Source organism: Hirschia litorea (assembly GCF_042665075.1).
Classification (GTDB): domain Bacteria; phylum Pseudomonadota; class Alphaproteobacteria; order Caulobacterales; family Hyphomonadaceae; genus Hirschia; species Hirschia litorea.
Map to the genome: position 1 here is coordinate 1,308,129 of NZ_JBHTBR010000002.1, position 18,522 is coordinate 1,326,650.

The 18,522-nt window shown below is 46.1% G+C and carries 14 protein-coding genes; 7 read left to right on the forward strand and 7 right to left on the reverse strand.

Translation table 11 applies throughout. The features are described 5' to 3' along the window. The first annotated feature begins 26 nt into the window (after positions 1-26). From ACFQS8_RS06145 to ACFQS8_RS06160, 4 genes are read left to right on the forward strand one after another with little or no spacing between them, the layout of a single operon-like run. The gene (locus ACFQS8_RS06145; protein WP_382166383.1) at positions 27-605 is read left to right on the forward strand and encodes a hypothetical protein; all 579 of its coding nucleotides are present in this window, start codon (positions 27-29) and stop codon (positions 603-605) included. Between the two features lie 14 nt (positions 606-619). Further along, positions 620-997 carry a hypothetical protein gene (locus tag ACFQS8_RS06150; protein ID WP_382166384.1) on the forward strand — a complete coding sequence of 126 codons (378 nt, stop codon included), beginning with the start codon at positions 620-622 and terminating at the stop codon, positions 995-997. Further along, a complete protein-coding gene (locus ACFQS8_RS06155) occupies positions 994-3,735 on the forward strand; it encodes a DNA polymerase (RefSeq protein WP_382166385.1) in 2,742 nt (913 codons plus the stop codon). Before ACFQS8_RS06150 ends, ACFQS8_RS06155 begins: the two co-directional genes overlap by 4 nt. 14 nt (positions 3,736-3,749) lie before the next feature. Then, positions 3,750-4,319, forward strand: coding sequence for a hypothetical protein (locus ACFQS8_RS06160; RefSeq protein ID WP_382166386.1), 570 nt, complete (start codon positions 3,750-3,752; stop codon positions 4,317-4,319). Here the strand turns inward: ACFQS8_RS06160 and ACFQS8_RS06165 are convergent. The 3 genes from ACFQS8_RS06165 to recQ all read right to left on the reverse strand — a co-directional run bounded on the left by ACFQS8_RS06165 (position 4,215) and on the right by recQ (position 11,937). After that, entirely contained in the window at positions 4,215-8,657 is a 4,443-nt protein-coding gene (locus tag ACFQS8_RS06165) for a toll/interleukin-1 receptor domain-containing protein (protein ID WP_382166387.1), read from the reverse strand. The genes ACFQS8_RS06160 and ACFQS8_RS06165 overlap by 105 nt on opposite strands. 802 nt (positions 8,658-9,459) lie before the next feature. After that, complete coding sequence (locus ACFQS8_RS06170) at positions 9,460-9,852, reverse strand: hypothetical protein (RefSeq protein ID WP_382166388.1); 393 nt, start codon at positions 9,850-9,852, stop codon at positions 9,460-9,462. A gap of 195 nt (positions 9,853-10,047) precedes the next feature. After that, entirely contained in the window at positions 10,048-11,937 is a 1,890-nt protein-coding gene (gene recQ, locus ACFQS8_RS06175; protein ID WP_382166389.1) for a DNA helicase RecQ, read from the reverse strand. A gap of 395 nt (positions 11,938-12,332) precedes the next feature. On the opposite strand from recQ, the gene ACFQS8_RS06180 reads away from it, so the two are divergent. Further along, a complete protein-coding gene (locus tag ACFQS8_RS06180; RefSeq protein WP_382166390.1) occupies positions 12,333-12,671 on the forward strand; it encodes a UrcA family protein in 339 nt (112 codons plus the stop codon). Positions 12,672-12,793: 122 nt separating this feature from the next. Here ACFQS8_RS06180 and ACFQS8_RS06185 read toward each other — a convergent pair whose 3' ends face one another. Both ACFQS8_RS06185 and ACFQS8_RS06190 read right to left on the reverse strand, forming a co-directional pair. After that, complete coding sequence (locus ACFQS8_RS06185; RefSeq protein WP_382166391.1) at positions 12,794-13,699, reverse strand: histone deacetylase family protein; 906 nt, start codon at positions 13,697-13,699, stop codon at positions 12,794-12,796. Positions 13,700-13,823: 124 nt separating this feature from the next. Next, entirely contained in the window at positions 13,824-14,450 is a 627-nt protein-coding gene (locus ACFQS8_RS06190) for an MlaC/ttg2D family ABC transporter substrate-binding protein (protein WP_382166392.1), read from the reverse strand. Positions 14,451-14,974: 524 nt separating this feature from the next. Here ACFQS8_RS06190 and ACFQS8_RS06195 point away from each other — a divergent pair. Together ACFQS8_RS06195 and ACFQS8_RS06200 are read left to right on the forward strand one after the other, a co-directional pair. Next, positions 14,975-16,345 carry an MATE family efflux transporter gene (locus tag ACFQS8_RS06195; protein WP_382166393.1) on the forward strand — a complete coding sequence of 457 codons (1,371 nt, stop codon included), beginning with the start codon at positions 14,975-14,977 and terminating at the stop codon, positions 16,343-16,345. After that, complete coding sequence (locus ACFQS8_RS06200) at positions 16,329-16,793, forward strand: DUF4112 domain-containing protein (RefSeq protein WP_382166394.1); 465 nt, start codon at positions 16,329-16,331, stop codon at positions 16,791-16,793. The genes ACFQS8_RS06195 and ACFQS8_RS06200 overlap by 17 nt, the downstream gene beginning before the upstream one ends. On the opposite strand, the gene ACFQS8_RS06205 is transcribed toward ACFQS8_RS06200, so the two are convergent. Both ACFQS8_RS06205 and ACFQS8_RS06210 read right to left on the reverse strand, forming a co-directional pair. Beyond that, entirely contained in the window at positions 16,790-17,878 is a 1,089-nt protein-coding gene (locus ACFQS8_RS06205; protein WP_382166395.1) for a quinone-dependent dihydroorotate dehydrogenase, read from the reverse strand. The genes ACFQS8_RS06200 and ACFQS8_RS06205 overlap by 4 nt on opposite strands. After that, complete coding sequence (locus ACFQS8_RS06210; RefSeq protein WP_382166396.1) at positions 17,879-18,241, reverse strand: DUF952 domain-containing protein; 363 nt, start codon at positions 18,239-18,241, stop codon at positions 17,879-17,881. Positions 18,242-18,522: the final 281 nt, after the last annotated feature.

An 18,522-nucleotide genomic window follows, 5' to 3' on the forward strand; every position in this document is an offset into this window, starting at 1 on the left:
GGTCCGCACATTAATCGAGAAGCAACATGGCCCGCAAACGCGACTATAAAGCAGAATACGAACGCCGCTTAGAACGCGGCCGAAAAAAAGGATTGTCGCGCTCACAAGCGCGCGGCCACCCAAAAAAAGGTGAACCCTTGGCAAGTTCACCTCAAGTCAAACCCAAATCAGATGAGAAGATAGAAGCCGCTCTTCGACACATGCAATTGGGCATGTCGATGACAACAGCTGCGCGCACTGAGCAACTCTCATCCAAACGTCTTAGCCAATTCATACACGCGCACGGTATTGCTAAATGGCAAAACCGCAAATGGATCATGAAGGATAGCAGGCCTCGCCGCGTTCCTCATATCAAAGGTTCATACGCAACCACCGTAACGGTGCCAGACTTTGCAAACGCAAGTCGTGCAGGCCAATACCATAATGCAGTCGGACGGTTTGTGAACACAGGTGATCTGTCATTCATCGAGCCTTTTGAGGGTGACAGCATCATCGACACCAAAGGTCGTTCTCACCCCTTTGAAACTGACCCCAACAATCTCTTTCGTTACGCTATGAAAGATGAACCCCCATTCCATGAAATTTATCAAATCGTCTCAAACTGAAAAGGAGTATTCCAATGGACGATATTATTACTGATGCAGACATTAGACATGAAAATGCGGTTAGCCGCCTCGGAGGCACAAACAAGCAATGCCTTCATTGCGGTGAAGAAGATGCAAGATGTTTAGAACTACATCATCTCGCCGGACAAAAGTATCATGATGACGTGGTTCCATTATGCCGAAATTGCCATCGCAAAATATCTGACACTCAATTAGATCACCCTGATGATCTAAATGCAGCAATGCCTGTCATGTTTTCAATAGGTCGCTATCTTTTGGGAATAGCAGATTTCCTTTTGATGATTGCTCATCGTCTGCAAGAGTTTGGACAGCAACTTATAGAATGGGCTCAAGGTTGCGAATTGGTTCCAATTGAGGAGTCGGTTCAATGATCAAGCTAGAACACAAAACAGCTTACGTTCGCGCCTATTCGGAGAAAACTCAAAAGAAGCCAGTTAGCCAACATAAGAAGCGAAACAATGTTGATACACCGTCTGACTGGTCACTCGTATTTGATTGCGAAACAAACATTGATGCAGCTCAAGCATTACGGGTGGGCTTTTATCAAGTCCGCAAGTCAGGTGAGCTTAAATCAGAGGGCTTATTTTATGATCCTGACAATGTGTCGAACTCTGATCTTAAAACCATCCAGTCTTATGCTGCGAACCATAAGCTAAACATTGGAACCGTCCATGAGTTTAGACACAAAGTATTTCTTCGTGTTGGATATGAAGCACGCGCGTCGATTATAGGGTTTAATCTACCTTTCGATATATCCCGCATTGCTTTGGACTGTGGTCCTGCGAGAGGAAGCCTTAGAGGGGGCTTTACCTTCAAGCTTTCTGAAGATCGCACCAATCCACAAGTCAGAGTGAAGCATCTTAGTTCAACAGCCGCGCTCTATGACTTTGCTAAACCTAAAGGACAAGACACGCCACGCGGAATGCGTAAGAAGGGTTTGAAAGTTGAACCTCATCGAGGTTATTTCATTGACATAAGAACGATTGCTATGGCCCTGACGAGCCGTAAGCATAGTCTAAAGGGCTTGGCTCAGTTCCTGAAGGTGGAGACGCAAAAACAAGAGACTGAAGAGCATGGCGGCCCTATAACAGAAGCCTATCTTGATTACGCGCGTGCTGATGTTCAAGCGACTTGGGAATGCTACGTAAAACTCAAAGCACAATATGACAGTCACGGGTTAGAAACACCGCAGCACCGCATTTTGTCTGAGGCTAGTATTGGAAAAGCTTACCTTAAACAAAAGCAAGTGAAGCCTTTGCTTGAATGTCAGACTGATCTTCATAGAGAAGACATTGGCCCGATTATGAGTGCTTACTTTGGTGGCCGTGCTGAAGCGCGTATCCGAAGAGAAATTACTCAAGTTCATTATGCTGATTTCAAGAGCATGTATCCAACGGTAAATGCACTAATGGGGCTTAGTCGCTTTCTTATCGCAGATGGTTATACCCAATCCGATACAACACAAAATACACAAGAATTCTTGAACACTGCTACTCTTGAAGATCTTCAAAGCAAGAGCACTTGGAAACAGCTTACAACGCTTGTTTGGCTTAAATCTGATGATGACCTTTTACCCTTCCGCTCCAAGTATGGAGATGAGAAAGGCACGCTCACCATTGGGCTAAATCATATCTCTTCAGATACAACGCTCTGCTACTCTCTTGCAGATGTATTGGCTTCCAAAATTCTAACAGGTAAGACGCCTCAAATTGAAAAGGCCATAACCTTTAAAGCTGGTCCAAAACAAGATGACATTCTGCCAATCAATCTATTTGGAAAGCCTGAATATCGCGTTGATCCACTTAATGAGGATGTGTTTGTAAAGTTCGTCAATTTACGTGATGAAGCCAAAGCCCGCAAAGACCCGTTACAACAAGCCATTAAGATCATAGCGAATGCAACTTGCTACGGTATCTTCGTTGAGGTCTTAAGAGATGAAGCGCCTAAACCTGAAACGCTAAACATCTATGGTCCTGATGGTAATGGCTTTGAAACGAGTTCAACAGCTTTAGAAGAGCCTGGAAAATACTTTAATCCTGTCTTGGCTGTTCTCATAACAAGTGCAGCGCGACTTATGTTAGCTTTGGCAGAACGTCTCACCACAGATCAAGGCTTAGCTTATACATTCTGCGATACTGACAGTATTGCGATGACTAAGCCAGATGACATGAGTGACAAAGATTTCTATCAGCGCGCTCAAAGTGTCATTGATTGGTTTGAGCCGCTAAATCCATACCAGAAGCAAGGCTCAATTCTTCAAAGTGAAGATGCAAATTACCATGCTGAAACTGGCAAGTTGGAACCTCTTTATTGTTTAGCTATCTCAGCTAAACGCTATGCTTTGTTTAATTTGGATGAAGACGAAAAACCAATCATTAGAAAAGCGTCCGCGCATGGTTTAGGCCATTTGATGGAGCCTTATAATGCAAGCAATCCTGCACCTTGTATTCCTAAGCCTGTTATCCCCGTTCATGAGATAGGTGTGAAGCATTGGCAGCATGATTTTTGGTATGTGATCATCACGTCTTTTCTTAAAGGTGAACCTAACAAAATACCGCGTGATTTCCATCCTGCTTTAGCAAAGCCAGCCCTTAGTCGTTATGGAGCGACTAGCCCTGCAATGCTTTCTTGGATGAAACATTTTAACGAGGGTAAGACATACGCTCAAAGTGTGAAGCCGTTTAACTTCCTTACAGCACCGCTTTTGAGAACTGAATGGTACACGCCTGCACAATTTGAAGGTAATATACCTGGAGCCAATCCAATCCGCGGCCGTCCTAACGAAGCGTCTAAACCAAAACCGATAGCTCCTTTTGAACGTGATTGCGATATTGCGATAAGTAGGATGTTTGATCGGAAGACAGGTGAAACCGTCTCAAAAGAAGTGCTCAAAACCTATGCTGCAGCGCTTGCATCCTACCATTTCAGTCCTGAAGACAAGTTTGATAATGGCGGATCGTATGATCACGGACCGACACGCAGGAAACACATAAAAGTAGATGGTCTTCAGCTTATTGGGAAAGAAGCAAACAAGGTTGGAGAAGCTGGACAGCCTGATCCGGTAGCTACGGTGGTAGTCGAATATTCAGACAGTAACGGAATGACGTAATGGGTTGGGAACGAATGACTGAAACAATTAGAGTTTGTGATTGTGGAGAAGGTACCATTACGTACATCTATGAGATGGATGATTGGAACAGAACTCGGAGTTGGGAAGAATTCCAATGCCTGCATTGCAAAGCAGAACATCAAATCATCATCGATAAGCGTCAACGAGATCACTTAAAGCGTGAGGCTCTTCTCAAGGAAGCTCAAAAGTTAGCTACTGATTGCTATCTTGAAAAGTGGTTGGAACATTACAAAGGCCATTCATCGAAGAGAGTTTGGGAAACGCTAACAGGAGGAAAAGTTTATCCAGCGCTTGGAACATTCTATAGGCATGTTCGTCGTCGTGGACTGGAAGTGGAACTAAAATTTTGGTTCTCCAACGAACTACAAGAGTCACTGAAAATAATAGATGTCGTTGATCAAGAGATATCCAAACCTCTTGAAGATCGGAATAGAATTCCCGAATTATTTCGACGCTCATTAATCTCCATCTTGGAATATCCAATCAAAGATCGGGCGGAGCGGCGATTCGTAGAATGGCGGAGCTTTAATATCGCAGACATCTTCGCCGAGGCGGCCGCGTAGGATGGAGGCTTTGTCTATCATGTTTTGGTCTATCAGGCGGATGTAGGGGGTTTCTTTTCCATTCTTGTCTTGTTCTAAAGAAGCAATTAGATGGGAATTACAAAAGCGATCGAAATCATCTTTTTGCGGTTTGATTAGACCTGTCCATGTAATATCCCATATACGGACTGTGTTGTCCCAACTCCACGTGAGGATATGTGTTTCATCCTTACTAAAGACGGCACCACTGACCCAGTTCCCATGTTGTAATGCGGATCCGACCTGCAGGCCAGTTTGCGTATCCCATATCCGCGCGGAGTTGTCATTACTCCAAGTAAGGATACTTGTTCCATCCCTGTTAAAGACGGCACCATTGATCTCATCCTCATGCTTTAATGAGGCCCCCACCTGCAGGCCAGTGCGAATATCCCATATCCGCGCTGCATGATCATTGCCCCATGTGAGAACGCGCGTTTCACCCTTATTAAAAACAGCACCATTGATCCCATCCTCATGTTTTAATGAGGTCCCTACCTGCAGGCCGGTGTGTGTATCCCATATCCGCGCTGCATGATCATCGCCCCATGTGAGGATGAGTGTTTCATCCTCGTTAAAGGAAGCACCATTGATATGATCCTCATGCTTTAGAGCTGGTCCAATTTGCTGGCCTGTATATACGCCCCATATCCGCGCTGTGTTGTCCCAACTCCATGTGAGGATGCGTGTTCCATCCTTGCTCAAGACGGCACCATTGATACCATCCTCGTGTTTTAGAACTGTTCCAATTTGTTGGCCTGTATATACATCCCATATCCGCGCAGTATTGTCCCAACTCCATGTGATGACGCGTGTTCTATTCTGGCTAAAGACGACATCATCGGTTTCCCCCACATGCTTCAATGTGAAGGATCCAATCTGCTGGCCGGATTGTACGTCCCATGTTCTCACTGTGTTGTTCCCACTCAGTGTGAGAACGCGCGTTTCACCCTTATAAAAAACAGCACCATTGATCCCATCCTCATGTTTTAATGAGGTCCCCACCTGCAGGCCGGTGTGTGTATCCCATATCCGCGCTGTATCATCATCGCCCCATGTGAGGATGCGTGTTTCATCCTCGTTAAAGGAAACACCTTTGATCCAATCTTCATGTTTTAGTACGCGTTCATTTTGTACATTCCATATTCGTACTGTATCGCCCCCACTCAGTGTGAGAATGCGTGTTCCATCCTTGCTAAAGGTGGCACTACTGACCCAATCCTCATGTTTTAGAGTTGGTCCAATTTGCTTACCGGTTTGTGCGTCCCATATTCGTGCTGTATCATCATCGCCCCATGTGAGGATGCGTGTTTCATCCGCGTTTAAGGAAGCACCATTGATATTATCGTTGTGAATTAAGGCTGGCCAGACCTCTCTCCCTGTTTGAGCATCGAAGCGAAGCGTTGCGTTAATCGTTATTGTAAATATATATGTGCCGTCTTTGTTTAAAATGGCACCTTCAACCTTACTAGTATGCTCCATTGTAGGGCCAATTTGCTGGCCTGTTTGTGTGTCCCACAACCGCGTTGTGTTGTCTCCACTCCATGTGAGGATGCGTGTTCCATCCTTGCTAAAGGTGGCACCACTGACCCAATCCTCGTGTTTTAGAACTGGTCCAATTTGCTGGCCTGTATATACATCCCATATCCGCGCTGCATCATCATCGCCCCATGTAAGGACGCGCGTTTTACCCTTGTTAAAAACAGCACCTTTGATCTCGTTCTCATACTGTAGTGCGGGTCCTATATGCTGCCCGGTTTGCACATCGTAGATGCCGGCGGTGCTATCATTTTTCCAGGTGAGTATACGTGTTCCATCCTCACTAAAAAGGGCGTCATTGACATTTTCCTCATACTGTAACGTGGGACCAATCTGCTGTTTCGTTTGTGTATCCCATACCCGCGCGATGCTATCATTACTCCAAGTAAGGATACGTGTTTCATCCTCAATAAAGGAGGCCCCAATTATCTGTACCCCCCCACTAAAGAGGGAGTTATTGACATAATCAACGTGTTTTAGGGGGGAGCCGATCTGGTGCCCGGATTGTGCGTCCCACAACCGCGCTGTGTTGTCCCTATTCCATGTGAGGATGCGTGTTCCATCCTTGCTCAAGACGGCACCATACACATGGCCCTCATGCTTGATACTCAATGTATGGTTTGAGAACTTCTGGGCATTTGACCTAAATCGGCTAAAGGCTTCTTTAGATGCTGGAGACAGGAGTGTATCTTGAGCGCCAAGAATTACAAGTTTGGATGCTCGCAAGTAATCGCCTTCATCTTCATACTGTCCAGCGACACTTGCAGTAATCAGAGATTCTATTCTTGCATCATTTCTTATTTTCCTGATTGTTTGCCACCCACCCCACAGAAGGCCTAGAAATGCAATAGAAATGGTGGCGAGAGTGAAACGTTGCCAAAAGATTCTTTGTTTTTCTTTTTCCTCAGCTTTACGAATTTGCTCTTCTTCTTTGTGTTTAATCGTTTCCTGATGCGTGTGACATGCATTTAGATAGACCTCTCCCACCGGTCCGATGAGTGATTTCAGATCTGCACGCTTAAGAAGGTCCAATGCTTGCGTCAATCGTTCGCCACTGTGAACAAGCAGATCGCTCTTGTGTTCTATTTCTTGAGTTTGCTGCTTACGCCATAATTTCGCGGCTTGCTGAACCTGATGCAAGTGCTCAAGTTGAAAACGTTCTTCACCTATCCATGCAGAAAGTCCATGCCAATGCCGCAGCACGGCTTCATGTGAGACTTCAATACAGCTTTCGGCTTTGACTATTGATTGCACAAGTAAGCGTTCATCTACAAAATGCGCAACCAGCTTATGTAGATGTATGGGTAAGCTAGAAAGAAAGGATACACGCCGCATAGGGGATGAATTTGCTTCATCAAGTTGGACAAGCCAAGGAATAAAAATCTGGCGAGCGAGTCTGTCTAGCTCTGATCGACTTGAAGGAAGGTCAGGGTCTGCTTCTGCTCGTTTAAATACAGCTTCAACCGCTATATTAATAGCTCCATCCAGGCCGCCAAGTCCTTCATTATATTTGATAAGTTCCAGAAGATTATTATCCACATATTCTTCAGTCAGTCTCTCAAGCGTGAAGGCCAATAAAGGCAGAGCATCAGCCGTATCAAGATCTTTTATAAGCTTTTCAGTAAGTGCCGGTTCAATCTTTAATGGTTTTTTTGAAAGCCCCGCGGGTCCTTCAATCACTTCTTTGAAGGCTTGAGGTGGAAGTGGAGGAAGATTAAACAACTCTAATTGACGTGCCAGATGTTCATGTTTCTGAAGTAAACTGAGACTATCTGAACGGATAGTGGCAATGACAACTAGGTTCGTGACCCTTGTAAGGCAATGCGTCAATAAATTTATCGCATCCTTACCTGAATGATTGTCCACTGAGAAAAGCTCTTCAGCCTGATCTATGGGAAGAACAATTGTGGGAGCACGCAGTGTTTGGGTTTCGCCCGCAGCCTTTGCAAGTCGCTCCAAGTGTCGGACACGCTGAGCTGCTATGTCATTTAAAGATTTTATACTCCGTTCTATAATTTGATTTGATCCTGCTTCCTCTATATTGACAGAGATTGCCTTTAACACCCCTGTTTCACCCGACATTGCATCTTGTCTCGGGCGAAAAATCGGGAGGGTGATGAAATTTTCTGTGTCCCGCTGCAAGCGAGACAATAGTCCCGCTTTTAAAAAACTGGACTTACCGGCTCCGGAAGCCGCAGCTATGGTCAAAATACGCCTCGGTAATCCGCCCCGCATTTGACGTAATTTATCTAAACCCGCTATGATATGCGAATCCCGACCAAAATATATAGCCGCATCTTGCTGTTCAAGTGACCGCAAGCCGCGATAAGGCTTGCGGTCAGGCTCATTTTCCGGAGGCCACATGAAGTGTTTTGGTGATATCTGCGCTCGTGTGAGCCCGAGCCTCAAATTTTCCAATCCGCTTTCACGGGCATTTAAGGTGGAAATATCTGCAAATTGAATGGAAGCAACAAAATCAGGAATAGAGGTCGCGAGCGGTTTGATAATGACAGGAAAAATAGGTTTTCCTGATGATTCAGCATGATTGAATTCACGGAGGCATTCGGGTGAACCAATCCAGTTATCAGATAGACACACTACCACAGCCTGACAATTATGTCCTACAAAATTGAGACGCTCACGCCATCTATCCCCAGAAACAAATTCGGAAAGATCGATAAAGATTTGGGAAGGAGCCCACCCGCCAGATTCAATCAGCCAGTGTCTAAGTGCTTTGGCCTCCGAATTGTCTTCATTCGAATGACTAATAAAAATCTCACTCATGATCGTCCTCACAATCACTTATACTAGCTTTCAGAAGATATCAGGCAAATAATGAAGCGCAAAGTTCAATTATTATGGAGAAAGTGGGGTAAGTTATAAAATTAACGTTTGGACATAAAAATAGACCCAATGGAATATGCTTACGAACGGACTAAGGTACAGTTAGCTTTTTTATAATGTACTTCCAATCAGCAAAGCCATTAAGCAGTTTGATAATACTTCTTGGGTCTTTCCTGTCAGAGTTTTTAACTATATTTCAAATGTTACCACAGAGGTAAGTGCTCGCAAATGCTGTGCTGCTCATCAATCCGTTTGAGGTATTTTTATTCCGTGGTGAAAAATAATAAGGTCACCATCAGTATGGGAAGTAGTGTATGACTAATGAATTTCGGATATCACTATACCCCCCCCGCGAAGGCGGGAACCCAGCCCAAACAATATAGACGGGCAAAGCCCGCCACATTCAATTGTCTGGATACCAGATCAAGTCTGGGAAAACGAGCTGAAAGGATATTTAAAAAACAGCAAACGCCGCCCCCGCAACCAAACCAGAGGAAAGCAAATCACTCTCCCAACCGCCTCCCCAACGAAAGTTGGGGTCCAGCACGGAGGTTCAATTTAAACAGATGGAAAGAATTTATTCCTGATTAGTAGATTTTTATCAAATTAGAACGTATATTAATTATTGTGCTGACGGAGAGGTAATGTTTGGACTAAAACCCCTCCGTCAGACACGGGCCTCACCTCGTAATGTACTGCTTCCTTCTGGAAGGGAAGCTTGAGGCAACTTTAGAGGGGTATCTTACTTTGGTTTCCATCGTCCTGTGGAATCATCAAAGCTAATTAGCCCTTCTTTTTTGAATCTTGATAGATGACTACTCAGTGTCCCTATTTTCAGCCCATTGATCTGTTTTTCGATAAACTCAAACAACTCAGTCAAACTGTAACCATCAAGGCGTTGAGCCGATTCTTTCGTACTAAGATCTCGAGAAGTATTCAATCGCTCTAAAACTTCTCCCAACAAATAAAACTTCAATACATTTCGCTTATTGATAGTGCTGTTGAGTGAGAACAACTGATTTTCTTCAACATGTTCTTTAATTTTCTTCAGCTGTATTACGTACCTTTCTAAATCATATATTTCCATCTCAGTAGATCGAATTTCATCTTCTAATTTTTGAAAACTATTCTGCATAAGTATCTATATAACGCACTAAACGCGCCACTGCAATAGCTATCATTGCAGCAGAACCACACCTTAAAATATGAAAAACTGTTTAAAATCAGCTACATAGAAAAAAGCTATGAGCGACAATATAATATATGGATTCATCCATATATTATATTGAAATAAATGTCAACTTTTTTGATAAACCTGACGAATTACCCCCTAACCCCGTATCGCCTCTTCGACGATGCGGGCTACGTCATCGACATAGCGTTCGGCTTTTTTCTCGCCGACGCCGGCAATGCGTAAAAGGTCATATTTGCTGAGGGGTTTTGCAATGGCGATTTCGCGCAGGGTTTTGTCGTTGAAAATAACATAAGGCGGCACGCCCGTATCGCTGGCTAATTCGCGTCGCCAATCGCGCAAATCCTCAAACAGATCGACTTGATCCGTGCTGAGGCCATCGCGGATATTGGTGCCGCTGGATTTGGTTTTCTCGCGCTTGCGGATTTTGGTCGGGTCTTCGCGCATGGCAATCGTCACATCGCCGCCAAACAGCGCCAGCGTCATCTCTTTATCGGGCGCATACAGCGTGGGACGATTATCATTATCATCTTCCGCCAAATATCCATCAAAAAGCAATTGATCTATCACCGAGCGCCACCCCACAGGGCCAAGCTCTGATCCCACGCCATATGTGGTGAGCTGCGACATGTCCTCGTCAATCTGATCTTTCGCATCACCGCGCAAATGCGTCACCACACGCCCGCGTCCATAGCGCTGGCCCGTGCGCAAAACCGCAGACACCACCATTTGCGCCCAGCGTGTCGCATCATAGCCTTCACTTCGCGGACTACGGCAATTATCACACTCGCCGCACTCTTTCACATCCTGCTCGGCAAAATAGCGGCGCACCCCTGCCCGCCGACATGCCATCCCGTCCAGAAACCCAAACAACTGACGCGTCTTGCGAATCTGCACTTGGCGCACATCTTCCACAGCGTCCGATTGCTCTGCCCAGCGCACCAGCTTGCGCATGTCAGACGGCGAATACAAACAATATCCCTCTGCCGTTTCACCATCACGCCCGCCGCGCCCCACTTCCTGCCAATAGGCTTCGATGGATTTGGGCGGGTCCGCATGCACAACAAAGCGCACATCTGGCTTATCCACGCCCATGCCAAATGCCACCGTCGCACACATCACAAGATTATCTTCCAACAGGAAACGGCGCTGTCGCTTCTCGCGTATCTCTGCATCCAACCCCGCATGATAAGCCAAAGCAGGAATACCCGCCTTCTCTAAAGCTTGGGCAATGCGCTCTGTACCATCACGCGATCCGGTATAAACAATGCCAGACTTACCCGCCTGTGCCTTCACCAGCTGTATAACGCGATCTGTGCCTTTGCCGTCTTTACGTTCAGCATGGAGGATTAAGTTTGGACGATCAAAACTATCAACAATCTCAGCTGCTGTTTCTAGGCGCAATTGTGTTTTTATATCTTGGCGCGTACGCGGGTCTGCTGTCGCTGTCACCGCTATACGTGGCACATTGGGGAACAAGTCTTTCAACTCTCCCAACGCCCGATAGTCAGGCCGGAAGTCATGTCCCCATTGGCTCACACAGTGGGCTTCATCCACAGCTATCAGTGAGAGATCCAATGTCTGCAAACGCGCTCGCAAGCCATTGCTCATCAAACCTTCGGGCGAAACATAAAGCAAATCCATCTGCCCATTGGCTGCTTTATCCAACGCGATCATGCGATCTTCAAAGTCCATCGAAGAATCGAGCCGCTCTGCACGCACGCCCGCTTCACGCAGCGCGTCCACCTGATCCGCCATTAGCGCAATCAAGGGCGATACGACCAGCCCAACACCCTCGCGCACCAATGCTGGGATTTGATAGCAAAGAGACTTCCCGCCGCCTGTGGGCAATATCGCCACCACATCTTCGCCTGCAAGCACGTGCGAAATCACGTCCGCCTGCAAACCGCGAAACGCACCATAGCCGTAAACCTGACGCAGCACGCGCTGCGCAGCTTCCATATTGGACGCTAACGTATCTGTTTCAGCTTGAATGAAAGGTTTGGCCTGCGCCGACTCACTAGACATCGCGTGAACCTACATCGCTCTTTTATGCATGGCGACAACACTTTCACGGAAAGTTCAAATAAAAGCACTTTTACAACGAAAACATATATGTTACACATGTAACAAGTCAGTTTATCTCGAACGAAACTGCCTCAAACAGTGGACCAAAATCGAAAAGGAAACTTTTTTATCGGCAAAAACTCTAATTTTTCCAAATGATTAAGTCCATTCAAGACGCATTGCCACAAAAATTCCTTATTGTTTTACTTGCAATGTTTATTGAAAAACGATAATCATTAATCGTCTTTCGAGATGACCCCCGAGAAAGACACCGTGTATAAGCGGAGTAGCTTGCCCAGCTACTCCGTGCCCCCAAAGAAAATAAAAACATTGATTTAACCCCAAGGAACAGCCCAATGAAAAATCTTACTTCAACAATCACAGCCGCAGCTTTCATCGCAACTTCAGTCGCAGTTATCGGCCTCACAGCGCCAATCGCATCTGCACAAGATGCAGTCGCTTTTGAGTTCAACTACAGTGTAGATGAATTGCAGACAGAAGCTGGCACGCAGCAAGTTCTTGACCGCCTAGAAACAAGCGCAAAAAGAGCATGTGACACAGGCAATAGACGCCTCACTCTTTCCGACATGCGCGTTAAAAATGCATGTGTGTCGACTGTCATGCACAATGCCATGGAAGAGATTTCAGCACCCGCGCTTATTGCTCAGTATAAAGCAGCCCACAAAACTGGGTAATGCGCTTTACACAATTGCCTGATACCCCCGCTTACCCCCTATGCGGTCAGGTAATTTTAAGGACCGGAGTCACCCATAGCTCCGGTCTTTTTCATCTCATTCGTAGAAATACCGCGTGTCTATCAGTCAACAATATTGCTTAATGCACGAAACATATAGACATGCCGCACAACAACGTCCTCAGCATTTGCGCTATATCCCCCGCCCAAAACACCAACAATCGGCACGCTCATTTGTTTACATGTCTGCGCCACAAAATTATCGCGCGCCTGCAAACCCTCATCCGTCAATTCCAACAAGCCCAGCCGGTCATCCTTGTGGGGATCAACCCCCGCATTATAAAACACGATATCGGGATTAACACGCTCAATCAGCTCTCCAAGTACCTGCTCCAGCGTCTCCATATACATGTGATCGCTTGTCCCTTTGGGTAGCCCAATATCATAATCTGAAGGTGGTTTCTCGCGTGGCCAATTATCTTCACAATGCATTGAAAAAGTGAATACACGTCGATCATCTGCAAAAATACGTGCACTTCCATCACCATGATGCACATCTAAATCTATTATTAGAACTCGCTTCACCAAACCTTCAGCCAGCAAATTGCGCGCAGCAACCGCCACATCATTAAACACGCAAAACCCGGCTCCATAATCAAATGCGGCATGGTGAGACCCGCCCGCCGTATTACCGGCCGCGCCATGTTGTAATGCCAGCCGCCCCGCCATCAACGTTCCCGCAGCTGATGCGCGTGCACGGTTTGACACATGAATTGTCCATTCAAACCCTAATTTACGCTGGGCAGCACGATCCAAATGCCCATTGAGCACAGCATCCACATAATCCGCGCTATGTGCCCGCTCCAACTCTTCAACGCTCGCAAGTTCTGGTGCATAAAAACTTGTGGCGTACACAAGTCTCTCCTGCATTAGTTGAAGCGGCAGAAGAGAATACTTACGCATAGGGAAACGATGCCCATCAGGCACAGAAGATGCGTCATATAAAGGATGGTGAACAATAGGCAGCATTAGCCGAACCTAGCGCTTTCGCATTTAATTGCAAACGATTCTCACACAACAAAAAAGCCCCGCATATGTGAATACGCAGGGCCTTTCATTCAAAGCGCGGGGAAATCGCTTTGCAGGGGGGACGTTATTTCTTAGCAGATATTTTGGCGATCAATGCGTCAACATCTCCACCAGTTTTATCTAGCACTGCTGTAAATTGTGCGCGTTGCTCAATAGCAAACCAAAAGCCTAAAGCTTCGACATCTACAACATTCCATTGGCTGTCATTCTTCATTAGGCGCCAGTTCACAGCTTGAATTTCGCCAGTTGCTGTTTTAATTTCAGTCTTCACAACAGCATCATCTGGCTTGCGATTAATTGTTTCAATCACTTTCAAATCTGCACCCTTAAAATCAGCGAGGTGAGTTTGAAATTGATGAGATGCATATTTCTCAAATGCAGCGGTAAAGCGGGTGATATCGGCTTCATCCAATGTGCGCCCATAGCGACCAAGCGTGAATTTAGCTACCCGCTCAACATCCAAGAAGCCAAGTAGATCTTGAGCTTCACTTTCACTCAAAGCACCATCGCTCAAATATTTAATCGCCGATTGGCCAGCTTCAGTCACAACTTGACTTGCATCAGAACGGTCTACATTTGCGCTTGCAGCACCTGCTGCTGCACTCGCTTTTAACATTGTAGCTTGCTGAGATTCAGCCACAGCCAAAGGTGCACTTAAAAGCAATACACTCGATAAAATCAGTTTCTTCATTTTAAACATCCTCGGCGCGAAAATTGGGAGGCGCCTAACCGTTCTTGTTTGTTATTGTTGAGTGGAAATATGAGTGATTGTGTCGATTACAAGACAATCTCTTTCACGTCCCTCTCTCTTTTTATTCAACTAATTGTGAGCTTCCCTTACACAACGTCCTCGTGTGCGATTTAGTTCCATGATTAACTTTTGGAAGTTTGCAGCGTTTATCCACTCGCATGCATATTCACATCTCTATATTTATAAAATTTGGCGCGAGACCTCACATTTCTAGCCTCCCACTCAGGCAGCTAAAACACTTCTAAAATTTTGATTTTATTATATTTTAATTTTCCGAACACAAGACCAAAAACACTTCATGCAGAAGCGCTCAATCTCTCATCTCTAAGAACACACTAGCCTATCGCACGCGGCGATTATAGTTAAAATTTTGTTGGTTTTGTTAACCAAGTGCCTTTTTATCAGACTCAAGCTATCAACACACACGCCCAAACATCGCCCTTTAGAAAAAAGCCAAATCCTTTATGAGCGCCCATTCGCCCCTCACCCGTAAGGCTGTTTTATCTCAAGCCTGGCCCATCTTGCTTTCTCAAGCCACTATTCCTTTGGTCGGCTTGGTAGATACAGCAATTATCGGCAAAACAGGGAATGCGATCGAGCTTGCAGGCGTAGCGCTTGGTGCTTCCATTATGGGCTTTATATTCTGGAGCTTTGGCTTTTTGCGTATGGGCGTCACAGGCCTAACCGCGCAGGCCGATGGCAGCAATAACCAACACGAAGTCCAAGCTCTTCTCATTCGGTCTCTTTTAATCGCCATTGCGATTGGCGCAGTCCTCACCAGCCTGCAACTCATCGCGATCAAGGGCGCATTCCTTATCTTGCAGGCCAGCGCAGAAACAGAGCAAGCCGCATCTGGATATGCTTCCGCACGTTTTTGGGGCGCACCCGCTGCACTTGCTGGGTACGCTATAAATGGCTGGCTGCTGGGATTAGGCAAAAGCGGATGGGCACTCGCACTTCAAATCATCGCCAACACCGCAAATATTATCTTCGATCTTTATTTCGTACTTGGCTTGAATATGGGTGCAGAAGGTGTTGGCTGGGGCACAGCAGCCGCAGAATGGACAGCCTTCCTTGTAGGCATCAGCCTTTGTGCCGCGCTCATCCTCAAAAATGGTGGTTTCTTTAAAGGCGTTTTTGCCGCTTCATCTATTTTCAATGCGCAGCGCCTCACACACATGTTCAATGTCAATATCGACATCATGGTCCGCACAATGGCCCTTCTTGGCTTGATGACATGGTTTGCAAATTCAGGAGCAAAGCAAGGTGATGTCCAATTGGCGGCAAATCATGTTCTCATGCAAATGCTCACCATATCCGCTTTTGTATTAGATGCTTTTGCAGTCACAGCCGAAGCGCGAATTGGCGCAGCGATTGGTGCAAATTCCAAACCGCGATTTTGGCGTGCAATCCGTCTTACTACCGAATTTGCCTTTGCTGGAGCACTCCTTGCCTCACTCCTCATTTATTTTGGCGGCAGTGCTTTTATTCATCTCATTATGGAAAATCCAGATGTAAGAGCCGCCGCCATCACTTTTCTTCCTATGGCCGCGCTTGCCCCCATTCTTGGCGTATCGAGCTGGCAACTGGACGGTATCTTCATCGGTTCCACCCAAACCTCCGCCATGCGAACTAGCACACTCATAACCTTGTGCATCTACATTGGCTTAGATCTAATGCTGCAACCCTATGGTAATTGGGGGGTTTGGATAGCATTCATATCCTCTTACATATTACGTGGAGTTACATTGGGAGCCTTTCTCCCTCGCCTTATTCAGCATATTGATGCCAAAGCACATGAACACAGCAAGGATACACATGTCTCAAACGCCTAACTCCCCTCTTGAAGCCGAAGTCGCCCAAGAAGAAGGCGCGCTAGAGATCACATCAGCTCAGTCCAGCAAACTCAAAGACATGGAAGCGCTCGCCCGCCTTCTTGATTCACGCTTCACCATTCCCGGCTTGAATGTAAAATATGGGATTGATGGTTTAATCGGCCTCATTCCCGGCATTGGCGATGTTCTCACAGCTTTGCTAGGGTTTTACATTATCGCCCGATCTGTCGTTTTAGGCGGATCATTCTTTCTTATTGTGCGCATGCTGTTTAATCTCCTCATAGATGTCACGCTTGGTGCCATCCCTTTGGTAGGAGACTTTTTCGACTTTGCCTTCAGATCAAATGCAAACAATGTAAAAATGCTCATCAAGCATATGGATAAGCAAAACCGCAAAGCCGAAGCCAAGGCACAAAAAGCAGCCCTCAAAGCGCAAAGCCGCGCCTAAAGGTCCGCCCCGACAGCCTCACCGATGTTTGCAAACCCATCCGCTTCCAGCAATTTAGCCAAACCATTGAGTATCTGCGGCACCATCGCAGCGCCGCCATATACGAGCGCAGAATATAACTGCACAGCATGGGCACCCGCCCGAATTTTCGCATAGGCTGATTGGGCATCATACACACCGCCCGCCCCTATAATATCAAGTCGGCCGTCGCTGACACGCGCCACTTTTCTAAGCACATGTGTCGATAGCTCAAATACGGGTTTGCCAGACAATCCCCCCATTTGAGATGCACTCTCGCTCATCAAATTATCGGGGCGGGAAATTGTCGTATTTGATACGATCAGTCCCGTCATCCCGTCTGCCTGCACAACTGCCGAAACGATATCGTTGATAGCTTCATCATCAATATCAGGTGCAATTTTCAAAAACACCGGTTTCTTCACATTATGCACATCTTGCATACGTGATATCGCTTTGCTTGCAGCACCCAATAAAGCGGTCAATTCCCCTTTATCCTGCAAGCCGCGCAAACCTGGCGTATTGGGCGAAGAAATATTAAGCGTCAGATAGCTGCAATAAGGCCAGACCGCTTCAATTCCCTCCACATAATCAGCAATTCGTTTTTCACCCTGAGAGGTTTTATTCGCCCCCACATTCGCGCCGACAACCAAGTCTAAATCAGCATGGGTTTTTAGCCGCGATACAAATGCATCCAAACCAGCATTATTAAACCCCATCCGATTTATCACGCCCAAATCTTCTTTCAGGCGAAACAAACGTGGCTTAGGGTTTCCAGCTTGAGGCAATGGCGTCACCGTCCCGCATTCAACAAACCCAAACCCCATGCGCAGCGTGGGAGCAGCCACCTCACAATTCTTGTCGAACCCCGCAGCCACCCCTAAAACAGACGGCAAGCACAAGCCCGACACGGGCATATCAGTTCGTAAAACCTCAAGCGTTTCCGATGATAACGGCGCCATTTTACGCACTACCCCAGCCTTCAAAGCCGCGATTGTCGCGCTGTGAGCTGTCTCGGGCGGCAATAATTGCACTAATTTCAACCCAATATCATCAATGATCGGCATTTAAGACAACTCAAAGTTTAGCGCATCTTCTGGCGCGATTGGAGCACCATTTGGTCCCAATTCCATATCCCACGCATACACAGCTTGAGAGGCAAAAACATCACCATAAACATGAGGAAACAAATCACCGCCGCGCGATTCTTCCCACTTTATTGTATCTTTAAAATCCTGCGCATCGAAAGCAATAAGCACTGCATTTTCAACACCTTGAAACCACTTATCTAGCGTCTCTTGCACTTGGTCAGCAGTTGAAAAATGAACATATCCATCCGCAATATCTACCGCAACCTGCACACATTCACCGCCCAAAGCAGCTTGCCATGTTGGTTTGTCGAGAATCTTTAATATCAATCTTTTTTGCATATCTTATCCATGACGAAGAACAGGGGTAAAATCCAGTATATTCTGAATTTAAACCAAAAATCTTCCCTTCCCCTCAGAAACTTCCAACACCTAACAACGCAAAACTGAAAAAATCTCCAAATAGGACGTTCTCCTATCGCGCGTAAACGACTAGAACTATCATCTTGTGTGCAAATTCTAATTTGTTTTGTGTAAAATTAAATTCGATTTTGCGACCGATTGTATAGTGTAAGTTGATAAATCCCAGTATCGCGGTGCGCTTATAAACGTGCCGTGTACAA